At 38.3% G+C, this 21,959-nt stretch carries 17 protein-coding genes and 2 tRNA genes; 9 read left to right on the top strand and 10 right to left on the bottom strand.

The genetic code is table 11. The features are described from left to right. Nucleotides 1-6 precede the first annotated feature (6 nt). A complete protein-coding gene (gene mfd / locus KP713_RS00165) occupies nt 7-3,447 on the bottom strand; it encodes a transcription-repair coupling factor (RefSeq protein ID WP_215769496.1) in 3,441 nt (1,146 codons plus the stop codon). Between the two features lie 191 nt (nt 3,448-3,638). On the opposite strand from mfd, the gene KP713_RS00160 reads away from it, so the two are divergent. After that, a complete protein-coding gene (locus KP713_RS00160; RefSeq protein ID WP_215769495.1) occupies nt 3,639-4,406 on the top strand; it encodes a TOBE domain-containing protein in 768 nt (255 codons plus the stop codon). A gap of 95 nt (nt 4,407-4,501) precedes the next feature. Here the strand turns inward: KP713_RS00160 and KP713_RS00155 are convergent, their stop codons facing one another. The 7 genes from KP713_RS00155 to rsgA all read right to left on the bottom strand — a co-directional run bounded on the left by KP713_RS00155 (nt 4,502) and on the right by rsgA (nt 11,155). Next, the gene (locus tag KP713_RS00155; RefSeq protein WP_048953064.1) at nt 4,502-4,957 is read right to left on the bottom strand and encodes an NfeD family protein; all 456 of its coding nucleotides are present in this window, start codon (nt 4,955-4,957) and stop codon (nt 4,502-4,504) included. An 83-nt stretch (nt 4,958-5,040) separates the two neighbouring features. After that, nucleotides 5,041-5,958 (bottom strand): SPFH domain-containing protein, encoded by a 918-nt coding sequence (locus KP713_RS00150; RefSeq protein WP_005628412.1) that lies wholly within the window; start codon nt 5,956-5,958, stop codon nt 5,041-5,043. A 79-nt stretch (nt 5,959-6,037) separates the two neighbouring features. Further along, on the bottom strand, nt 6,038-7,237 hold the full coding sequence (gene manA / locus KP713_RS00145) for a mannose-6-phosphate isomerase, class I (RefSeq protein ID WP_215769494.1): 1,200 nt from the start codon (nt 7,235-7,237) through the stop codon (nt 6,038-6,040). Nucleotides 7,238-7,329: 92 nt separating this feature from the next. Then, nucleotides 7,330-7,830, bottom strand: coding sequence for a PTS glucose transporter subunit IIA (crr, locus tag KP713_RS00140; protein WP_118776801.1), 501 nt, complete (start codon nt 7,828-7,830; stop codon nt 7,330-7,332). A gap of 60 nt (nt 7,831-7,890) precedes the next feature. Continuing rightward, complete coding sequence (gene ptsI / locus KP713_RS00135; protein ID WP_215769493.1) at nt 7,891-9,618, bottom strand: phosphoenolpyruvate-protein phosphotransferase PtsI; 1,728 nt, start codon at nt 9,616-9,618, stop codon at nt 7,891-7,893. Nucleotides 9,619-9,697: 79 nt separating this feature from the next. After that, entirely contained in the window at nt 9,698-9,955 is a 258-nt protein-coding gene (gene ptsH / locus KP713_RS00130; protein ID WP_009500977.1) for a phosphocarrier protein Hpr, read from the bottom strand. A gap of 159 nt (nt 9,956-10,114) precedes the next feature. Next, complete coding sequence (rsgA, locus tag KP713_RS00125) at nt 10,115-11,155, bottom strand: small ribosomal subunit biogenesis GTPase RsgA (RefSeq protein WP_215769492.1); 1,041 nt, start codon at nt 11,153-11,155, stop codon at nt 10,115-10,117. A gap of 70 nt (nt 11,156-11,225) precedes the next feature. On the opposite strand from rsgA, the gene orn reads away from it, so the two are divergent. From orn to KP713_RS00110, 3 genes are all read left to right on the top strand, one after another. Next, a complete protein-coding gene (orn, locus tag KP713_RS00120) occupies nt 11,226-11,774 on the top strand; it encodes an oligoribonuclease (protein WP_009500975.1) in 549 nt (182 codons plus the stop codon). Between the two features lie 93 nt (nt 11,775-11,867). Beyond that, nucleotides 11,868-11,943, top strand: a tRNA-Gly gene (locus KP713_RS00115). A gap of 25 nt (nt 11,944-11,968) precedes the next feature. Further along, nucleotides 11,969-12,044, top strand: a tRNA-Gly gene (locus tag KP713_RS00110). A gap of 129 nt (nt 12,045-12,173) precedes the next feature. On the opposite strand, the gene wecA is transcribed toward KP713_RS00110, so the two are convergent. Next, entirely contained in the window at nt 12,174-13,241 is a 1,068-nt protein-coding gene (gene wecA / locus KP713_RS00105) for a UDP-N-acetylglucosamine--undecaprenyl-phosphate N-acetylglucosaminephosphotransferase (protein WP_215769491.1), read from the bottom strand. A gap of 122 nt (nt 13,242-13,363) precedes the next feature. Here wecA and hemL point away from each other — a divergent pair, with 122 nt between their 5' ends. Beyond that, nucleotides 13,364-14,647, top strand: a complete 1,284-nt coding sequence (hemL, locus tag KP713_RS00100; RefSeq protein WP_215769490.1) for a glutamate-1-semialdehyde 2,1-aminomutase — start codon at nt 13,364-13,366, stop codon at nt 14,645-14,647. A 37-nt stretch (nt 14,648-14,684) separates the two neighbouring features. On the opposite strand, the gene glnD is transcribed toward hemL, so the two are convergent. Beyond that, entirely contained in the window at nt 14,685-17,279 is a 2,595-nt protein-coding gene (gene glnD / locus KP713_RS00095) for a bifunctional uridylyltransferase/uridylyl-removing protein GlnD (RefSeq protein ID WP_215769489.1), read from the bottom strand. A gap of 234 nt (nt 17,280-17,513) precedes the next feature. On the opposite strand from glnD, the gene KP713_RS00090 reads away from it, so the two are divergent. From KP713_RS00090 to torD, 4 genes are read left to right on the top strand one after another with little or no spacing between them, the layout of a single operon-like run. Continuing rightward, nucleotides 17,514-17,675, top strand: a complete 162-nt coding sequence (locus tag KP713_RS00090; RefSeq protein WP_215769488.1) for a nitrate/trimethylamine N-oxide reductase NapE/TorE — start codon at nt 17,514-17,516, stop codon at nt 17,673-17,675. Nucleotides 17,676-17,702: 27 nt separating this feature from the next. After that, complete coding sequence (torC, locus tag KP713_RS00085; RefSeq protein ID WP_215769487.1) at nt 17,703-18,878, top strand: pentaheme c-type cytochrome TorC; 1,176 nt, start codon at nt 17,703-17,705, stop codon at nt 18,876-18,878. A 12-nt stretch (nt 18,879-18,890) separates the two neighbouring features. Beyond that, the gene (gene torA / locus KP713_RS00080) at nt 18,891-21,350 is read left to right on the top strand and encodes a trimethylamine-N-oxide reductase TorA (RefSeq protein WP_215769486.1); all 2,460 of its coding nucleotides are present in this window, start codon (nt 18,891-18,893) and stop codon (nt 21,348-21,350) included. After that, complete coding sequence (torD, locus tag KP713_RS00075; RefSeq protein ID WP_215769485.1) at nt 21,343-21,918, top strand: molecular chaperone TorD; 576 nt, start codon at nt 21,343-21,345, stop codon at nt 21,916-21,918. The genes torA and torD overlap by 8 nt, the downstream gene beginning before the upstream one ends. Nucleotides 21,919-21,959 lie beyond the last annotated feature (41 nt).

Genomic DNA, 21,959 nt, shown 5'->3' with positions numbered 1-21,959 from the left:
TCTTTTTTATGAGGCAATTACTTTCAACAAATCTACCACAAATTCTAACCGCACTTTGTTATCAGATAGGTCTTTCATAAACTTAAATTTCAATGGACCATCAAATCGATACACAATAGGTTCTTTTTGAATTAATTGAATAAATTTATCTGGATTCACTTGTGCTTTTGGTGAAAACTCAATAAAACCGCCTTGTGTTCCTGCATCAATTCGCACAACTTTCAACGGCTCAACCAACAAACGTAATTCTGCAATTTGTAGTAGATTTTTTGTCGCATCAGGCAATAATCCGAATCTGTCAATCAACTCGACTTTTAACTCGTCCAATTCTGATTTACTCTCTGCTGCAGCAATACGTTTATAAAAGGATAAACGCATATTCACATCACCTAGATAATCATCTGGCAATAAAGCAGGCACACGTAATTCAATATCCGCTTGTTGTTGCGTCAATTCTTCTAATGATGGTTCTCGCCCTTTTTTTAATGCTTTAACCGCTGCATCCAATAATTCCATGTAAAGCGAAAAACCGATGCTTTCGATTTGTCCACTTTGTTCATTTCCAAGTAATTCACCAGCGCCACGAATCTCTAAATCGTGAGTAGCCAAGATAAAACCAGCCCCAAGGTTATCAAGATTTTCTAACGCATCTAGGCGGCGTTCAGCATCTTTTGTCATCATTTTTGGCGGTGGCGTAAGCAAATAAGCATAAGCCTGATGATGTGAACGCCCTACTCGTCCACGTAATTGATGTAACTGAGCCAAACCAAAATGATCTGCTCGTTCAATAATAATGGTATTTGCCGTTGGCACATCAATACCCGTTTCGATAATGGTTGAACAAACTAATACGTTATAACGCTGATGATAAAAATCACTCATCACGCGCTCTAGATCACGTTCTCGCATTTGTCCGTGCCCCACAATCACTCGCGCTTCAGGCACAAGTGCGGTCAGTTTTTCTGCTGTATTTTCAATACTTGCGACATCATTGTGAAGATAATAAACCTGCCCGCCACGCAAGATTTCACGCAAAATCGCTTCTCGTACAACAAGATCATCATTCTGGCGGACAAAGGTTTTAATACTTAATCGGCGAGCAGGAGGTGTAGAAATAATGGACAGATCACGAATACCATTCATCGCCATATTGAGCGTACGCGGAATTGGCGTTGCCGTTAGGGTAAGAATATCGATATTCGCACGAAGCTGTTTGATTTTCTCTTTTTGCCCTACACCAAAACGGTGTTCTTCATCAATAATCAACAAGCCAAGATCGCTAAATTTTACATCTGATTGAATTAATTTATGGGTACCAATCAGTATATCGACTTTGCCTTCTGCAAGATTTTCAAGAATTTGTTTTTGTTCTTTTGCAGTTTTAAAACGCGATAACACTTCTACATTCACAGGCAAATTCGCAAAACGATCTTTAAAATTCTCATAATGCTGTTGGGCTAACAGTGTGGTTGGCACTAGCACTGCTACTTGCTTATGATTCATCACCGCCAAAAAGGCAGCGCGCATTGCCACTTCAGTTTTACCAAACCCCACATCACCACAAACAAGACGATCCATTGCTTTTGGCTGACACATATCCGAAATTACCGCATTAATTGCCATTTCCTGATCGTAGGTTTCCTCAAAAGGAAAAGTTGCGGCAAACTGTTGAAATTCTTCACGATCATATTTAAAAGCAAAGCCTTTCTTCGCTTCACGTTGTGCGTAAACATCTAATAACTCTGCCGCCACATCACGAATTTTCTCCGCTGCTTTTTGACGTGATTTCGCCCAAGCCTCGTTACCCAATTTATGTAATGGCGCACTTTCATCAGAGCCACCAACATAACGGCTAATCAAATGTAATGAAGTAACAGGCACATAAAGTTTTGATTCATTTGCATAATTTAGTAGCAAATATTCTGCTTTAATGCCGCCTGTATCTAACGTTACCAAACCGCCATAACGCCCCACACCGTGATCAAGATGCACAACTGGCTGCCCTATTTTCAACTCGGCAAGATTGCGCACAAGCGTATCAGGATTAATTGTTTTACGTTTATCTCTAGAACGTTGTTGAACGCGCTCGCCAAGTAAATTAGCTTCACCAATAATCGCAACAGGAAGCGATTGTTCAATAATAAAACCTTGTTCAAGGGAACTGACTAACAAGCTAAATTTTTCATTTTTAGCCTGTTCCAAGGATTGAATTTGTTTTGGCTTGAGTTTTAACGGTGAAAGCAAATCAAGCAACGTCTCTCGACGGCCTTCCGTCTCCACCGAAAACAGTACATTTCCTTTAAAATGCTCAATAAATTGGCGTAATTGTCCCAATGGTTCTTTTTGCTGGGATTGAATAGTCACTTCTGGTAAAGCGACAACGGGTAAATTTTTCTGGCGTACCGATGACCGCACTTTTTCCGCTTTAAATGTAATGCGTGGATAAGATTTCAATCGGCGATTAACTTCATCAACATTAAGCCATAATTTTTCAGGCGGTAAAAGCGGACGTATCGGATCCACTTTACGTTGTTCATAACGCTGTTTTGCATCTTGATAAAAACGCTCGCCCTGCATTTGGTTATTTTCCATATCTATAAACAGCGTTTGTTCTGGCAAATAATCAAACAAAGTCGCCATTTCAGAAAAGAAAAGTGGCTGCCAATATTCAATGCCAGAAATCAATGTACCTTTACTGATTTGCTGATAAATATGTTCGGGATCTCGACGAATCTCCCCAAAAGTTTCACGAAATTGCGCACGGAAAAATTCAATCCCTTTATCATCCGTTGGAAATTCGTGCGCTGGTAAAAGGTTAATCGATGTAATTTCATCAAGAGTACGTTGCGTATCCACATCAAAAGTGCGAATCGAATCAATTTCATCATCAAAAAAATCGAGACGAAAAGGAACCGCACTTCCCATCGGGAAAAGATCCAACAAGGCTCCACGAACCGCATATTCACCATGTTCCAATACTTGCTCCACAGCACGATAGCCTGCAGCTTCTAATTGTAAGCGCATTTTATCAATGACCAAGCGATCGCCTTTTTTAATCAGAAGCACATTGTGTTGTAAATATTGTGGCGGGCAAAGGCGTTGCATTAATGTCGAAATCGGTAATAAGAAAATGCCTTTTTTCGCATTTTGTAAATGGAAAAGCGCACTTAAACGAGAGGAAATGATTTCTTGATGGGGAGAAAAGGTATCGTAAGGTAAGGTTTCCCAATCAGGAAAAAGGCATACATTTTGGCTGATTAATTCCGATAAAACACGTGATAAACGCACCGCACTTCGCGTATCTGGTGTCACCACGACGGTTAAATTTTGATTTTGCTCTGCAATTTCACTAATCGCCAATGCATCTGCGCCGGGTAATACATTGCCTAAAATTTTGTGATCATTGGGTTGGGTAGGAATATCAGGTTGGAAAAAAGCCGTTTTCATAAATATCAATAACGCATTAATGCTTGTTTAAAAACTGACGAACAGTTTACTGAAGTTCATAATATATTTCAACAATCAACTGTTTAAAAAAACAGTTGATTAATATTATTCAAAGATAGTTTATCCGCCAGAGCGTTTTATCTCATCTATTTTCATAGTAAAATGTCCGTATTGTGATAAGGAACAGAAAAATGAAAAATACCGAGATCTTACTCACCATCAAACTTCAACAAGCACTTTTTATCGATCCAAAACGAGTGCGTTTACTCAAAGAAATTCAACAATGCGGTTCGATTAATCAAGCAGCGAAAAATGCAAAAGTGAGCTATAAAAGTGCGTGGGATCATTTAGAAGCCATGAATAAAATCAGCCCTCGCCCATTGCTTGAACGAAATACAGGTGGAAAAAATGGAGGAGGCACAGCGCTTACCACTTATGCCGAGCGTTTGCTACAGCTTTATGATTTATTAGAACGTACGCAAGAACACGCTTTTCATATTCTACAAGATGAATCTGTTCCGTTAGATAGTTTGCTCACGGCAACTGCACGTTTTTCTTTACAAAGTAGCGCACGCAATCAATTTTTTGGGCGAGTGGCACAACAACGAATCATTGACTCTCGTTGTGTTGTGGATGTGAATGTGCAAGGATTACCAACGCCGTTGCAAGTTTCTATTACCACTAAAAGCTCGGCTCGTTTGAAACTCATTACGGAAAAAGAAGTGATGTTGATGTTCAAAGCGCCTTGGGTGAAAATTAGTGAAAAACCACTAGAAAATCAGGCTAATCAGTTCCCTGTAAATATCAAATCACTAAATGAAGAGGAAGCGATCCTTCAATTTGCTGAAAGCGATATTGAATTTTGTGCTACAGTCCACCAGCCAAATCAATGGCAAATCGGGCAACAAGTTTGGATTCACATTGATCAAGAGCAAATTATTTTAGCGACGCTAGGTTAATCTCAAAGTGCGGTAAATTTTAGAAGAACATTTTAATCATACAAAAAAAGACAGGCCTAGCGCCTGTCTTGTTTATTATTAATTAAAATCCTAAACTAATTAGAAATATTTTTTACAATCAGCGTAATACCATCCACACGTTCAACTTCAATCAATGCTCCAACCGTGAGATTATCACCTTGAATGCGCCAAGTTGTGTCGCCAAACGCGCCTCGACCAATTCCATTCACGCCAAGTTCTTGAACAACACCTTGTTTACCAAGTAACGCATGATCTCGCTGATTTAATGTTGAATGATATTGATCATGGCGATCTTTACCATGTTGATATTTCCACCAAATCACTGAAAGTATGCAAGCTAATAGCGCGTAAAAAATAGCAAGTGAGGCAAGAGAAAGGCTGGGAAAAAGAAATTGTACAAATGCCGTCACTAAAGCTGCTAATCCCCACCATAGCAAAAATATCCCAGGTGTAAGCACTTCACCAATAAGCAAAATAAAACCTAAAATCAGCCAGTGCCAAAGCGTCCAATTTATTAACCAATCCGCCATAGATTCTCCTATTTGTTGTAAAGGCTTTTTATTACAAAAGTGCGGTGATAAACGATTAAAAAAATCACCGCACTTTATCTAAATTAAGATTTTTTATCGCCCTTTAATAACTCCGCAATACCTGCAACAGAACCAATTAAATTGCCTGCTTCTAATGGCATAAGCACGACTTTACTATTTCCTGAACTACCGATTTCTTTTAATGCTTCCGTGTATTTTTGTGCAATAAAGTAGTTAATCGCTTTGGTATCACCACTGGTAATTGCTTCTGATACCATTTGCGTTGCTTTTGCTTCAGCTTCTGCTGCTCGTTCTCGAGCTTCAGCTTGTAAAAAGGCTTCTTGTCGCTCCCCTTCCGCTTTTAAAATTCTAGCTTGTTTTTCACCTTCAGCACGAAGAATCTGAGCCTGACGAATCCCCTCAGCCTCTAATACTTCAGCACGTTTATTTCGTTCCGCTTTCATTTGAGCATTCATAGAATCAATCAATTCACGAGGCGGACGAACATCACGAATTTCAATACGGGTTACTTTAATCCCCCATGGATTTGTCGCTTCATCCACAATAGCCAATAATCGACTATTAATAGAATCACGTTGGGAAAGCATTTCATCAAGCTCCATCGAGCCAAGCACGGTTCGAATATTTGTCATGGTTAAATTGATGATAGCTTGTTCCAAATGGTTTACTTCATAAGCCGCACTTCGGGCATCAATCACTTGGACAAAACAAACCGCGTCAATAGAAACATTGGCGTTATCTTTAGAAATCACTTCTTGGGAAGGAATGTCTAAAACTTGTTCCATCATATTAATTTTACGACCAATACGATCAACAAAAGGCACCACTAAATTTAGCCCAGGCATTAATGTTCTTGTGTAACGACCGAAACGTTCGATTGTCCAATTATAGCCTTGTGGTACAGTTTTTACTGTAGAAAACAAAATTAATGCGACTAATATCACAAAAATTAATGTGGAAATAGCGAATCCATCAAGCATATTTTTCTCCTTTATTGGATAGATTGAATAAAAAGTCTATCAAAACTACCCGCACTTTTATAGCCTGTTTTGTATAAAATTAAGGCAATTTTGCCACCACTGCATAGCCTTCAATTAAGCCTTCCACTTCATAAGAAGCGCCTGCGGTAATGAAAGCTGCCTCACCTTGTTTCAAAGAAAGTGCGGTCGTTTCTGAGCGTAAATTTAACTGGCCATTCATTACCAATAAAATACTCGCACTTTGTGATTTTAAATGATGAGTTTCACCACATTCATATTGAATATTTTGCAAAGCGAAATCTTTTGCTGGCGTAGCATAAGTAAATATACGCGTGTCTTGAGGTGCCGACGGGATAATTTTAGGCTCCACTTCACGACAATCGACAATTTTAAGCAATTCTGGAATATCCACATATTTAGGCGTTAAACCACCGCGAATCACATTATCTGAACAAGCCATCAGTTCAATATTTTGCCCACGTAAATAAGCGTGCGAAATGCCAGCATCTTGGTAAATTCCCTCGCCTTTTTTGAGGTGCACAATATTAAACAAATAGAAACAAATTAAACCTGCATCTAATTTATCTAAAGAAATATTCATTGCATCAATGGTATAAAGCACCCAATAATCTGGATTAGTTAAATCCAGATTATTAGCCTCATAAGCAGTTTGATTTTCCAACAGAATTGGGGAAAGCCATTGCTGTAATTGGGCCTGTTCTGCTTGCATAATATCGGCATAGAAAGCATGTAAATCTTGTTTATGTAATTTTTTTGCAAGCGGCGCTAAAGATGATCGCGATGCTAAAGTTTCGATAATATCCGATTTATTTTTAAATCCATGCAACAACCAGAAATCAGATAAAGCAATCATCATTTCAGGTTTATGATTGTTATCTTTATAAGTACGTGTTGATGCTTTTAAATCAATGCCTTTCGCATTTTCTTCCGCAAAACCTATCTCAGCTTGTGTTTTCGTTGGATGAAGTTGAATAGAAAGGGGTTGGGCGACATCAAGAATTTTTAATAAATAGGGTAATTCATCACCAAAACTTGCTCGGCTTTGTGCACCAAGTGCGGTAGGATTTTTCTGTAAAAATTCAGTAAGTAACAAATTTTTACCATCGACTTCAATGGTTGAAGGTGCAGAATTATGAGCGCCCAACCACCATTCAGCATAATATTGATTTTCTTCCGCAGGAATATTCAGTAATTGAGGAATATATTGATGCCCTCCCCATACGTAATTTTGGAGTGAGCCAGTAAGTTTATAGATCATTTTTAATTTTTCCGTTGAATCCTATCTACACCACAGTTTTATTTACACAAATAAAAAATCCGCACAAAGGCGGACTTTTTATAGTAAAGAAATTATTTCGTTAAGCTTAATACCACTGACTCTCCAGCGACCACTTCACCTGATTTTTTCACGATGCAAGAAATTTCATCCATATTGGAAATAACAACGGGTGTTAATACAGATTTTGCTTTTGATTCTAATAAAGGAAGATCAAATTCAATCACGGTGTCACCACGCTTAACAGATTGACCTTCATGTGCAATACGAGTAAAGCCTTCACCTTTCAGCTCAACGGTATCAATACCAAAGTGTACAAATAATTCTACACCTTCTTTTGATTCCATTGAGAAAGCATGGTTGGTTTCAAAAATTTTACCAATCACACCATCCACTGGCGCAACGATTTTGTTACCAGTAGGGCGAATAGCAACACCATCACCCACGATTTTTTCAGAGAAAACCACATCGGGAACATCTTCAATATTTACAATCTCACCAGAGATAGGTGCATAAATTTCAACTTCCACAGATTTGTTTTCTTTTGAACCGAATAACTTGTCAAATAAGCCCATTTTAATCTCCTATCCATTCATAGATGGCTGTTATTTTAACGTAAAATCAAACAATTTTGTTTAATTTAATGCATTTTCCGCCAAAAATTCTTCAATTAACTGCTCAATTTCCGAAGCGGTCGGTTTTTGTAATGCGGCATTAGCAAGTGCTTTTGCATCTTGAAAATTCACATTACGGATTAATTTTTTAATTCGAGGTACAGAAATAGCACTCATACTAAATTCATCTAATCCCATACCAAGTAACAATAAGGTTGCACGTTCATCACCGGCTAATTCACCGCACATTCCCGTCCATTTGCCCTCTGCGTGAGAAGCATCAATTACTTGTTTTATTAAACCAAGTACAGATGGCTGCATCGGATTGTAAAGATGAGAAATTAACTCATTGCCTCGATCCACCGCCAAAGTATATTGGGTTAAATCGTTAGTACCGATACTGAAGAAATCTACTTCTTTTGCTAAGAATTTTGCATTTACAGCAGCAGATGGTGTTTCAACCATGACACCCACTTGGATATGCTCATCGAAAGCTTTTCCTTCTGCACGTAATTCCGCTTTTAATGTTTCAATAACCGCTTTTAATTCTCGAATTTCTTCTACAGAAATAATCATCGGGAACATCACGGCCAATTTACCAAACGCTGAAGCACGTAACACCGCGCGTAATTGTGCATTTAAAATTTCACGGCGATCTAACGCAATACGAATCGCACGCCATCCCAAGAATGGATTCATTTCTTTTGGTAAATCTAAATATGGAAGCTCTTTATCGCCACCAATATCCATGGTACGAAGCACGGTTAAACGCCCGTTCATTGCCTCTACGACTTCTTTATAGGCGATGAATTGTTCTTCTTCCGTCGGAAGCTGTTCACGATCCATAAATAAGAATTCAGTTCGGTATAAACCAATACCTTCCGCGCCATTGCGATCTGCTCCTTCACAATCACGGATTGTCCCAATATTCGCGACAACATCAACCTTGTGTCCATCCAATGTGATTGCAGGAAGATCTTTTAATTTAGCTAACTCGGCTTTTTCCTCAGAAATTTTAGCTTCAAGTGTTTTTAATTCATCAATCTGAGATTGCATTGGATTAATATAAACTTGATTATTTATGGCATCTAAGATTAAATAATCACCTGTATTGACTAATTCGGTCACATTATTTGTGCCCACAATCGCTGGTAATTCTAAAGAACGCGCCATAATAGAAGTATGAGACGTTCTACCACCAATATCAGTGACAACCCCTAATACTTTTTCAAGATTAAGTTGAGCCGTTTCTGATGGAGTCAAATCATAAGCAACAAGAATTGATTCTTCTTGAATATCGCCAAGATCTACTATGTACATGCCCAAAATATTTTTAATTAAACGGTTACCAATATCACGAATATCGCCAGCACGCTCTTTCAAATATTCATCATCGATCTCCGACAACATTGCGACTTGTTGATCAATAATTTTGCTCGCTGCAACTGCGGCATTGACTTTATTTGAACGAAGATAATCAAGAATTTCTTCTTCTAATTCCTCATCCTCAAGAATCATCAAGTGACCTTCAAAGATTGCGGCTTTTTCTTCGCCTAAAGAAATTAATGCACGCTCTCTGATTGAATTAAGTTGTTCCACCGCCAATGCACGACCTTCATAAAATCGATCGACTTCTGCATCAATTTGATCATCAGTAATTTTTTGCGTATCAAGAACAATCTTTTCTTCTTTAAGAACAAGTGCCTTACCAAAGGCAATACCTGGGGATGCGAGAATGCCAGAAATCATAGATACCTTCCGAAATAATTAAAAAAGGGATAGATAAACAATAGCCATAAAATTTCTCAATTTTATGGCTAAGTCAGTATTATTCTAAGGTTGGAATTAAAGCAACTAAATGGTCTACAGCCTGTTGCTCATCTTCACCTTCTGCAGAAATGGTGATCACAGTTCCTTGTGTTAAACCTAACGTCTGTAGCTTAAATAAACTTTTCGCACTTGCGCTTTTTCCTGCTGAAGTCACAGTAATATCAGATAAAAATGCCTTTGCTTCTTTCACAAATTGCGCAGCTGGGCGAGTATGTAAGCCATTTGGCGCAGTGATTTCGACATCTTTTGAGTACATAATGCTACCTCTACTAAATAATAGTTAAAAAATAAAAACTAAGAAATCGCCTTAGTATCCTTGTTCAAAGGAAAATAATCAACAATAAACACAAAAAACTTAAACTAAATCGTGAAAAAGCAACAAATATGCCTATTTTTTATCCACCTCACGCAATCGTTAAACTACTGAAAAATGACGCTGTGATTTTGTTTCACTTAAACTTTCAATTAATCGATGATAATTATCATAACGAACAGGAGAAATTTTCCCTTGCTCAACGGCTTCACGCAACGCACACCCTGGATCGCTCAAATGTTTACAATCACGGAATTTACAGGTTCCCAAAACATATTGAAATTCTCGATACCCTTTTGTAATTTGCTCCGCATCTAAATGCCAAAGCCCAAATTCTCTAATTCCTGGCGAATCAATTAAATTACCACCTTGTGGCAAATGATAAAGACGAGATGATGTCGTCGTATGTTGCCCTAAGCCTGATATTTCACTCACATCACCTACTTGAGCGTTTACGCTAGGTAAAATATGATTAATTAGACTCGATTTACCAACACCAGATTGCCCAACAAAAATCGCCGTGCCTTGTGCCAAAAGTGCGGTTAATTTTTCCATATTTTCACCACTCTTTGCTGAAATCATTAAAATTTCATAGCCAATATCTTGGTAAATTTTAAGTTGGTATTCAATTTCTTGACGCTGTTCTTGCGCCAATAAATCCACTTTATTCAAAACAATGAGAGGCGTGATTCCCGCAATTTCACACACAACAAGATAACGATCGATAATATTTAAGGAAAGCGTTGGCAATACTGCTGATACAATAATAATACGATCAATATTCGCCGCAATGGGTTTCAAACCATCATAATAGTCAGGGCGGGAAATTTCATTTTCTCGAGGGTGAATCGCCTCAATCACGCCGCTCACACCTTGTAATTGTTCATTGCCTTTACGCCAAACGACTTTATCTCCCACCACCAAACTCGACAAGGTACGACGCAAATTACAACGATAAATTTCGCCTTGTTCATTTTCGACATCAGCATGAATCGAATAACGCGTGACCACAACACCTTCTTGTGATTCGCCAAGCATTTCATCTGACCATTCAATCTCTTTTTTCTTATGGCGATGTAATGTTTTCGCATTATTCGATTGAATTCTTCTGGTTTGGTTCTGAGTTAATTTACGTTTAGCCATAAAAGTGCGGTCGTTTTTTCCCTTGTTTTTGGTAAAATGAAAAAAATTTTTGCATAGGATACCTGATATTATGCCATTCGATAAACAAAATCTTATTTGGATTGATTTAGAAATGACCGGTTTAGATCCGGAAAAAGAACGTATTATTGAAATTGCGACTATTGTGACAGATAAAAATTTGAATATTTTGGCAGAGGGCCCGGTATTAGCTGTTCATCAATCTGATGAATTACTCAATAAAATGAATGATTGGTGCCAAAAAACACATAGTGAAAACGGCTTAATTGAACGCGTAAAAGCCAGCAAACTCACCGAACGTGCAGCAGAATTACAAACCTTAGACTTTTTAAAAAAATGGGTTCCCAAAGGTGCGTCGCCAATTTGCGGTAACAGTATTGCGCAAGATAAACGCTTCTTAGTGAAATATATGCCTGATTTAGCTGATTATTTTCATTATCGTCATTTAGACGTTAGCACATTAAAAGAACTTGCAGCACGTTGGAAACCTGAAATTTTAGAAGGCTTTAAAAAAGAGAATACGCATTTGGCGCTAGATGACATTCGAGAATCGATTAAAGAGCTAGCTTATTATCGCGAACATTTCATGAAATTAGATTGACGAAAACTTCAACAAAAAATTTCTTTTTATGAAATTGCCCTTGCAAGCCCTAAAAATATTTGTATAATGCGGGCTCATTCACTGATGTGAACTGCGGGAATAGCTCAGTTGGTAGAGCACAACCTTGCCAAGGTTGGGGTCGCGAGTTCGAGCCTCGTTTCCCGCTCCAAATTTCACATTATAAAAGCATTATTGCGGGAATAGCTCAGTTGGTAGAGCACGACCTTGCCAAGGTCGGGGTCGCGAGTTCGAGCCTCGTTTCCCGCTCCAAATTTCAATCCCTAGCCAAAAGGCTAGGGATTTTTTCTATCTATAAAAATAGATCACCAAAATGTTAAAAGTGCGGTGAATTTTCTCAAAAAATAAAGGCTTGTGATTTAATAACACAAGCCTTTATTTTTATGCTTTCTTCAACCGTTTGGCTCGACGTTTCATTCTTCTTACCCAACGAGTAATTCGCCATGCACGCGTAATTGAATATACATAAAGGAAAAATAAAATGAAAAAGCCAATAAACATCGCCCACTCATTCACATAATAAATTTCCCCTAAAATACCAATCGTTGCACAAATTGCAGAAACAAATGTAATCAATAAAAAGGCTTGTCTTGATGTCAACCCAGCTCTCACCATTAAATGATGGACATGTAAACGATCTGGGCGGAATGGGCTCTTACCTTTACGAACTCGGCGATAAATAATCGCAACCATATCAATCAAAGGAATCGCAATAATCCAAAGTGCGGTGACTGGATTCATAGGATGCCCTTTTCCTTGTGTACTCAATAACAAAATCCAAATAATGGTAAAGCCAATTAATGTACTTCCCGCATCCCCCATAAACACCTTATATTTCGGGCCAAATGGAATCCCTAGATTTAGCATCAAATAAGGCAAAATCGACGCAATTAAAGCAAAACTCCAATGCGCCATATCCATTTGCCCATCTCGATACATCAAGAAACCAATCGAGGCAAAAGAAACGCAAGAAAGCCCACCGAGCAATCCATCAATACCATCAATCATATTAAAGGCATTAATAATCGCAATAGTGGCAAAGACGGTAATAATCAAACCAATTGAACCAAGCGTTAACTGGAAGGGCCCTAAAATCTGACCTAGATGATCCAGATAAACATTCCCAAGATCGATCATTAAAATCGCCAGAATTGCTTGAATTCCCGCTCTTAAGAAAGGACTGATATCAAAGCGATCATCTAAAATCCCAATCGCCAATAAAACAAAAATACTGAACAAATAGAGATACGGTAATCGAAGCTGATCCCATTCCATCAGGTAATAGCAAAGATTACCAACAAAAAGTGATACGCCACCAATTAGCGGAATTGCACCCTGGTGGCGTTTGCGATAATTTGGTTTATCAACTAATCCAATTTTATTTGCAATTGGACGCATTACGATAAGCGTAATAAATGCGCCTAAAAACGCAACTAAAAGACTCAACATAATTTGATCCTAAAAATTTTTTGTAAAGGATAACATAAGGGAAATTTACCAATAAAGATATTTTTAACAAAGAGTCTATTTTTCAGTACAATACCGTCATTTTTATAAGAAAGGAAAAAACAATGACAGATTCAACCGCACTTTTTTCTCGTGCTCAGTCCTTTATTCCAGGTGGAGTAAATTCCCCTGTACGCGCCTTTAAAGGCGTTGGTGGTACCCCCGTATTCATTCAAAAAGCGCAAGGTGCCTATATTTATGATACTAATGGAAAACAATATGTTGACTATGTTGGTTCTTGGGGGCCAATGATTTTAGGCCATAATCATCCATCGATCTTAAATGCTGTACTTAAAGCGGCTGAAAATGGTTTAAGTTTTGGTGCTCCCACCCCTTCTGAAATTGATTTAGCAGAACTGGTCTGTAATATTGTCCCTTCTATTGAAATGGTGCGTATGGTGAGTTCAGGCACCGAAGCAACGATGACGGCAATTCGCCTTGCTCGTGGTTATACTGGTCGTGATAAAATCTTAAAATTTGAAGGTTGTTACCATGGTCATTCAGACTCATTGCTTGTAAAAGCAGGCTCGGGGGCATTAACACTTGGTCAACCAAGCTCTCCAGGCGTACCTAAAGATTTTGCGAAATATACATTAACGGCAGAATACAATAATCTCGACTCAGTAAAAGCACTATTTGAACAATATCCTGATAGTATTTCTTGTGTCATCATCGAGCCTGTAGCTGGCAATATGAATTGCGTTCCACCAAAATCGGGATTTTTACAAGGAATACGAGAACTTTGCGACAAATATGGCGCACTTTTCATCATTGATGAGGTTATGACAGGTTTTCGCGTAGCACTTGCTGGAGCACAATCTTATTATGGTGTAACACCTGATCTTACAACTCTAGGTAAAGTTATCGGTGGTGGAATGCCTGTCGGTGCGGTAGGGGGTAAAAAAGCTATAATGGAATATCTTGCCCCAACCGGTCCAGTATATCAAGCGGGAACACTTTCTGGTAATCCTATTGCAATGGCGGCAGGTTTAGCTTGCTTAAACGAATTGAAAAAACCAGGCAATGAACAACAACTTGCAATAAAAACAGAGAAACTTTGTCTAGGATTAAAATCCCTTGCCGAAAAACATCATGTACCTTTTGTCGTAAACTATGTTGGCGGTATGTTTGGTATTTTCTTCACTGAACAACAAGAAATAACATCCTATGCTGAAGTCATGAAATGCGACACCGAGAAATTTAAAATTTTCTTCCATAAAATGTTAGAACAGGGGATATACCTTGCGCCATCTGCTTTTGAAGCAGGATTTATGTCGCTCGCTCACACCGATGAAGATATAGAGAGAACGCTTTCGGCTGCAGATATTGCCTTTTCAGCGATTGCTTAGTGTTAAAAAAATGCGGTGTGTTACACCGCATTTTGGCTTATGATGTAACATCGTGGATAATCACATGGCGCAAGTTTTCTCTCTCCTCTCTTGCAAGAGCTTTCCCTAATTGATTCGTCAAAATAAAAAAGTCCTCGGCTTTCTCGCCCACAGTGGTAATTTTCGCATTCAATAAATTGAGATTTAGCTCACTGAAAATTTGGCTCACTTGGGCTAATAACCCAGGTTTATCCAACGCAACCAGCTCCATTTCAGTATGCTCTTTTTTGTTTTCATGTAAAAAACGCACGTCGGTTTGTACAGTAAAATGTTGAAGCTGACGATTCGGCGTAGTAGAAAGTGCGGGTAATTTTTCGCTTTGAAGGGCTAATGTTAGGGCTTGCTCTAGTTCTCGGCGACGATCAAATTCCACTAATTCACCGTTAAGTTCCGTGATGATAAAGCTATCAAAAACATAACCATCTTGTGTCGTAATAATCTGCGCATCATGGATACTGAATTTTTTTGCGCCAATGGTACTCACAACTTTATTAAATAAGTGCGGTTGATCTTGGCAATAAATAAATACTTCCGTGCCGCCAAGTGAAAAGCGATTACTAATTTTCACTAATAATGCCTCAACGAAATCCACCAGCAAACTTGTATGCCACGCGATTTGTTTTGGCGTATTACGTACAAAATAATCTTCAGGACAACGATCCCATAATTGCGCAATCGAGATTGGTGCAATATCGGAATAATCCTGCGTTAAAATTTGTTGTGCAAGTTTTCGGTTTTCTTCCGATTTTTCTGAATAATCAAGCAATTCTTTCATACCTTGTGCAAATTGCTGTTCTGTAAATTCATATAAAGAGGCAAAAAGCGAACGTTTCCAGCTATTCCATAAATTGCTGTTAGTTGCGCAAATATCCGCCACCGTTAAACAGGTGAGATAATCTAGCCGAACTTGATTTTGCACGGCTTCCGCAAAATTCATTACTACTTCAGGATCATGAATATCACGGCGTTGCGCAGTAATTGACATCAGCAGATGGGATTTTACGAGCCAAGCAAGGGTATCAATTTCTCGACGATCTAAACCATGTAATTGCGCAAAGTCTGCTACGTCTTCTGCGCCAAGTTCTGCATGATCACCACCCCGCCCTTTTGCAATATCGTGGAATAACACTGCAATATAAAGCAAAGTGCGGTCAGAAAGTTGGCTAAAAATTCGATGAGCAATGGGATGTTCTTGTGCACTTTCCTGTGACAGAAAACTTTCCAATTTTAACATCACTCGCAATGTATGCTCATCCACCGTATAAATATGGAATAAATCAAATTGCATTAAACCCTCAATTGCTTGCCATTGCGGAAGATACGTAGTTAATACGCCATATTGGTGCATCGGCATAAACGCACGCTTAATCGCATTAGGTTGATTAAACAAACGTAGAAATTTTTCTCGAGCAGCAGGGATCTCGCATAATTTCTGTGGTAGTTGATCTAAGGAAATTTGTAATTGACGCAAAGTATCAGAATGAATATTAGCCTGTTCATACTGCGTTAAATAAAAGAATAGATCTAAAATTCGTTCTGGTTTTTCTTGAAAAACAAGGCTATTACGCAAACACAAGCATTGGTTAATCAGTTGAAAATCATCGTCTAACTGATGAATCACGCTGTCCTGATTTGATGAAAGCACATTTTCTCGATAATGCTGAATCAGCAAATTACTAATAAGCGAAATTCGGTGCAATGCTTGGAAAAAACATTTCATCATTTTTTCCACAGCTTGATTCCCTTCCCCTCGGAAACCCAACAATTCACTGACTTTAATTTGACGATCAAACAACAGACGATTATCGTAACGTTTCAAAATTAAATGCAAAGCGAACCGCACTTTAAATAAAAATGTACGACTTTCTTGTAGTTGCTGATATTCTTGAGGATAAATAAAACCACTTTGTAAAATGGCCTCAAGAGTCATCGCCCCCGAATGGCGCAACGCTACCCAATACAACAAATGCAAATCACGCAAACCACCAGGACTGTACTTAATATCTGGCTCAAGGTTATAAGCCGTATTATGGTAACGCTGATAACGTTCTATTTGCTCTTGCACTTTGGCATTAAAAAAATCTTCTTTCGACCAAAAATCAGAATTTTTTACCAATTCATTTAGCGCATCAAAGAGCGGTCGATTTCCAGTGAGAAATCTTGCTTCTAATAAATTGGTGGCAATCGTAATATCTTGTTTTCCTTCCGATTCGCATTGTTCTAAGGTTCGAACACTATTTCCCACCTCAAAACCACAATCCCATAAAAATTGGATAAATTGAGTGATTTTTTCTTCAATCTCTGGGCTTGGGGTTTGCTCGACCAAAATCAAAAAATCTAAATCCGACAAAGGAAACATCTCACGCCGTCCATAACCGCCTACAGCAATTAAAGAAATCCCCTGTTGTTCACTTAATCCCATTTCCTGCCAAAGTTGAATCAATAAGGCATCATAAAAATCACTGCGATTTTCAACCAGCTCAAAAATGGAATAACGAGAAAAATTCTCGAGCTCAAATTTCTTGAGATTTTCTCGCTCAATTTTGACCGCACTTGGTGTTAAAGGAAAAGATAATGACAAAGGAAACAGCATGTTGATTGCCTTTTAGTGGTTAGAAGTGGCTTTATTATAAATAAAAACGAAGCAAATAGGATTTTTTCTTAAGATACTATCGAGGAGAAATTTCGCTTAATTTTCAGTCAGTTAAATCAATTATACCTATTTATAGGCATTCATATCTTTTTAATTTGAGATAAATCAAAGAAATCATTTCTTAGCTCAAGTAGAATGCGCATTCTTTTATTTATCTATAAGTGGGGGAACACAATGGATAGTTTAAACCATTCTTCAGAATCGACGTCTGAAATAGGGAAATTGCTCTTATTACTTTTTGTCATTTTACCGCTTGGTATGGCCGTAAGCGTTGGTATTTATGGCTTTATCGTTTGGTTTTTACAAATGTTTGTTATCGGTTTACCGAGCGTATAAATTTCATTTTTATTTCAGGAGAAGCTAATGAAAAATAAAATTAAGGCTTTTTTCTTAAAGCCTTCCAACCGCATTGGTTTAGGCTTGTTAGTCACACTCGGCTTTATTGCTGGGGCGATTAGCTGGCAACAATTCAATAATGTGATGGATATTACAAGCAAAGAAGAATTTTGTGTAAGCTGTCACACAATGCAACAACCTTTAGAAGAACTTAAACAAACCGTTCACTGGAAAAACAACAGTGGCGTTCGCGCAACTTGTTCTGATTGCCATGTTCCACATGAAAAAACCGATAAGTTTGCTCGCAAAATGCAAGCAAGCAGAGAAGTTTTTGCGGAATTTACTGGCAAATTTAAGGATGAAGGTAGCTTTGAACAACATCGTGCAGAAATGGCTCAACGTGAATGGGATCGTTTTGCTGCAAATGGTTCAAAAGAGTGTAAAGCATGCCATAGTTATGAACGAATGGATTTCGACAAAATGTCAAAAGCTGCACAAAAAGCAATGAAACCAGCTGCAGAGCGCAACCAAAGTTGTATGGATTGCCATAAAGGTATTGCCCATCATCTTCCAGCTAAAACACAAAGCGATGCGAATGCTTCTAAATTTGAAGAATTAGTCACTACAAATTTAACGCCATCAAAAACCTATTATGCGAAAGGCAGTATTGCGGTGTTTAGTGATGAAGCCTTAACTCAACAAATTGGTACACTTGAAACAGCGACACCTGTTAATGTGGCAAAATCAACAGGAAAAGCAGATCAAGTTGAACTAAATATGTGGCGTAAAAACAAAGGTTTTGGTCGTATTTGGTATAACCAATTTGCGAAAAATATTACTGATGCCGTGCTTACAAAAGAATTTATGCAATCTGAACCGCACTTTGATGTACTAGAAACGAAAGAAGATCCGCTTACTGGCCTTGAATGGCAAAAAGTGAAACTTTCAGCTTGGATTGCACCAAATCAATTAATCAATAATATTGATGCCGTATGGCAAAGTGCAGAAAACACCTATAAAACGCAATGTAGTACTTGTCACCGCCAACCACAAGTTAATCATTTCGATTCCAATACTTGGATTGGTTTATTTAAAGGAATGGTTGGATTTACCAACATTGATGAACAAACAGGCAAAGAAGTATTACGTTATTTACAACTTCATTCATCAGATTTTGATGCGCAACATAATGAAGCCAAATAGGAGATTTTTAGTATGCAACAAACTCGTCGTGAATTTTTAAAAAATATGTCGCTCATGGGCGCAGCTTGTGCAATGCCAAATTGGCTTGTCGCAAAAAACCTTGAAAATGAAGATATTACACAATGGAAAATAACTGGTTCACACTGGGGCGCCATTCGTGCCAAAGTGGAAAATGGCCGTGTCGTTGATGTAAAACCTTTCGAGTTAGATAAATACCCAACGGAAATGATCAAAGGTATCAAAGGATTAATTTATAGTGAATCTCGTATTCGCTATCCAATGGTACGCTTAGATTGGTTAAAAAACAGAGAAAAAAGTGACCGCACTTCTCGTGGTGACAATCGTTTTGTACGTGTTACTTGGGATGAGGCGTTGGATTTATTCTATGCAGAACTAGAACGTATTCAGAAAAATTACGGCCCTTGGGCATTACACACAGGTAACGTAGGCTGGCGTTCAACGGGTCAATTCCATAGCTGTGGTAATCACATGATTCGCGCAATTAGTATGCATGGTCATAGCGTAAGCACCGCTGGTGACTACTCTACTGGTGCGGGGCAAACTATTTTGCCTTATGTGTTAGGCTCAACAGAAGTTTATTCACAAGGCACATCTTGGGAAGTGATTTTAAAAGAAAGTGAAAATATCATTTTCTGGGCAAGCGATCCTGTGAAAAATTTACAAGTAGGTTGGAACTGTGAAACCCACGAGGCCTATGCCTACTTGGAAAAACTTAAAGAAAAAGTGGCAAATAAACAAGTAAATGTAGTAAGTATTGATCCAGTAAAAAGCAAAACTCAAAATTATTTGAACTGTGAAAGCCAATACATTAATCCACAAACTGATGTGCCGTTTATGTTGGCACTTGCCTATGAGCTTTATACAAAAAATCTGTACGACAAAAAATTTATTGATACTTACACTATTGGTTTCGAAAAATTTGTCCCTTACCTATTAGGTGAAACAGAAGATAAAGTTGCTAAAACCCCGGAATGGGCAGAAAAAATTTGTGGAATTTCCGCAGATCGTATTCGTGAATTTGCAAAAATGTTGGCTGGAAAACGTACTCAACTTATTTTCGGTTGGGCGATTCAACGCCAACAACATGGTGAACAACCTTATTGGATGGGAGCCGTTCTTGCTTCAATGCTAGGTCAAATTGGTTTACCAGGTGGAGGCATTAGCTATGCTCACCACTATAGTTCAATTGGTATTCCTGAATCTGGCGCAGCAATGCCGGGAGCATTTCCACTTAACTTAGATGAAGGTCAAAAACCAAAATACGATAACACAGATTATAAAGGTTATAGTGCTGTATTGCCTTGCGCACGTATTACGGATTCCTTATTACAACCAGGAGAAACCATTAACTATAATGGCGGCAAAGTTGTTTATGCACCTTATAAAATGGCTATTTTTACTGGCTGTAACCATTGGCATCGTCATTCTGAACGTAACAAAATGAAAAAAGCGTTTCGCGAATTAGAAACCATCGTATCCATCAATTATAGCTGGACCGCAACTTGTCGTTTCTCTGATATTGTATTACCCGCTTGTACGCCATTCGAACGTAACGATATTGATGCTTATGGTTCTTACAGCAATCGTGGTGTCATTGCGATGCAAAAACTCGTTGATCCACTTTATCAATCTCGTCCAGACTTTGAGATTTTCAAAGAACTTTGCCGTCGTTTTGGTAAAGAAAAAGAGTATTGTCGCAATATGGACGAAATGGAATGGGTTCGCAGCCTTTATGAAGATTGTCGCAAAGAAAATCAAGGGAAATTTGAAATGCCAGCTTTTGATGAATTCTGGAAAAAAGGTTATGTGATGTTCCCAGAAGGCAAACCTTGGGTTCGTCATGCTGATTTCCGTGATGATCCAGAACTTCATGCGCTAGGTACACCATCTGGTTTCATTGAAATTTACAGCAATAAAATTGCGTCTTTTGGTTATGAAGATTGTAAAGGCCATCCAATGTGGTTTGAAAAAGCAGAACGTTCACACGGAGGACCTAAATCCAACGAGTTTTCTTTCTGGCTACAATCGGCTCACCCAGATAAGCGTTTACACTCTCAATTATGTGAATCAAAAGATCTGCGTGAAACTTATAGTATTCAAGGACGCGAGCCTTTATTTATGAATCCGCAAGATGCACATAAATTAGGTATTCAACACGGAGATCTTGTTCGTGTATTTAATGACCGTGGTCAAGCAATTGTGGGGGCACATTTATCAGATAACTTCCCAAGTGGCGTTGTGCGCTTGCAAGAAGGGGCTTGGTATTCACCTGAAAGCGCAGAAATTGGTGCGATTGATACCTATGGCGATCCAAATACAATGACATTGGACATTGGAAGTTCTATGCTTGCTCAAGCGGTTTCAGCCAATACATGTTTAGTAAATATTGAGAAATTCCACGGTGTTGCACCAAAACCAAACGGTTTTACTGGAGCAATCGAGAATGCTTGATTTAACCAACCAAGAACGGCAATTTATTTACCAATGGATAGGCTCTCTGTTAAGCAGAGAGCTGACTGAGGAACAAATTGTAAATTATCAATCGGGTGGTTTTGATAGCCTTTTTGAATTTCTAGATGAACTAGGATTTCAAGAAAAAACAACTAAAATTCGCACCGCACTTCAACTGCAAGATTCTTTGCGTTTAGAGTTGGCTGCAGATTTTGCTCATTGTTTTTTACTTGAAGGCAAATTAAGTGCAATTCCTTATTTATCAGCTTATCTAGAAGGACAAGCATTAGATCAGGCATTAGAGCTAGTCGATAATTGGATGGCTCATTACCAAGTATCAATTAATCGAGATCATAATGAACCGAGCGATCACATTAGTATTTTAATCAGCATTTTAATAAAGTTGATTGAAACAGGTTCTCATGCAGAACAGCAACAATTTATTAATGTTGTACTGCTCAGTTGGATACCTCAATTGCTTAAAAAAGCAGAAAAAGTGCCATTAAAAACAGAATTCTACCCTGCATTAATTTCATTATTAGTGGAGTTTTTGGAGAAAGAATTTTAATAAAAAAGGGCGTATATCTACGCCCTTATCTTATAATTTAA

This window comes from Haemophilus sp. SZY H36 (assembly GCF_018829625.1).
GTDB lineage: Bacteria > Pseudomonadota > Gammaproteobacteria > Enterobacterales > Pasteurellaceae > Haemophilus > Haemophilus haemolyticus_K.
The sequence above is the reverse complement of the archived record's forward strand: the minus strand, read 5'-3'. Positions and strand labels throughout refer to the sequence as shown.

Bases quoted from the DNA above. Each gene is read 5' to 3' on its own strand.
- mfd (WP_215769496.1), bottom strand. From the start codon at position 3,447: ATGAAAACGGCTTTTTTCCAACCTGATATTCCTACCCAACCCAATGAT.
- KP713_RS00160 (WP_215769495.1), top strand. From the start codon at position 3,639: ATGAAAAATACCGAGATCTTACTCACCATCAAACTTCAACAAGCACTT.
- KP713_RS00155 (WP_048953064.1), bottom strand. From the start codon at position 4,957: ATGGCGGATTGGTTAATAAATTGGACGCTTTGGCACTGGCTGATTTTA.
- KP713_RS00150 (WP_005628412.1), bottom strand. From the start codon at position 5,958: ATGCTTGATGGATTCGCTATTTCCACATTAATTTTTGTGATATTAGTC.
- manA (WP_215769494.1), bottom strand. From the start codon at position 7,237: ATGATCTATAAACTTACTGGCTCACTCCAAAATTACGTATGGGGAGGG.
- crr (WP_118776801.1), bottom strand. From the start codon at position 7,830: ATGGGCTTATTTGACAAGTTATTCGGTTCAAAAGAAAACAAATCTGTG.
- ptsI (WP_215769493.1), bottom strand. From the start codon at position 9,618: ATGATTTCTGGCATTCTCGCATCCCCAGGTATTGCCTTTGGTAAGGCA.
- ptsH (WP_009500977.1), bottom strand. From the start codon at position 9,955: ATGTACTCAAAAGATGTCGAAATCACTGCGCCAAATGGCTTACATACT.
- rsgA (WP_215769492.1), bottom strand. From the start codon at position 11,155: ATGGCTAAACGTAAATTAACTCAGAACCAAACCAGAAGAATTCAATCG.
- orn (WP_009500975.1), top strand. From the start codon at position 11,226: ATGCCATTCGATAAACAAAATCTTATTTGGATTGATTTAGAAATGACC.
- wecA (WP_215769491.1), bottom strand. From the start codon at position 13,241: ATGTTGAGTCTTTTAGTTGCGTTTTTAGGCGCATTTATTACGCTTATC.
- hemL (WP_215769490.1), top strand. From the start codon at position 13,364: ATGACAGATTCAACCGCACTTTTTTCTCGTGCTCAGTCCTTTATTCCA.
- glnD (WP_215769489.1), bottom strand. From the start codon at position 17,279: ATGCTGTTTCCTTTGTCATTATCTTTTCCTTTAACACCAAGTGCGGTC.
- KP713_RS00090 (WP_215769488.1), top strand. From the start codon at position 17,514: ATGGATAGTTTAAACCATTCTTCAGAATCGACGTCTGAAATAGGGAAA.
- torC (WP_215769487.1), top strand. From the start codon at position 17,703: ATGAAAAATAAAATTAAGGCTTTTTTCTTAAAGCCTTCCAACCGCATT.
- torA (WP_215769486.1), top strand. From the start codon at position 18,891: ATGCAACAAACTCGTCGTGAATTTTTAAAAAATATGTCGCTCATGGGC.
- torD (WP_215769485.1), top strand. From the start codon at position 21,343: ATGCTTGATTTAACCAACCAAGAACGGCAATTTATTTACCAATGGATA.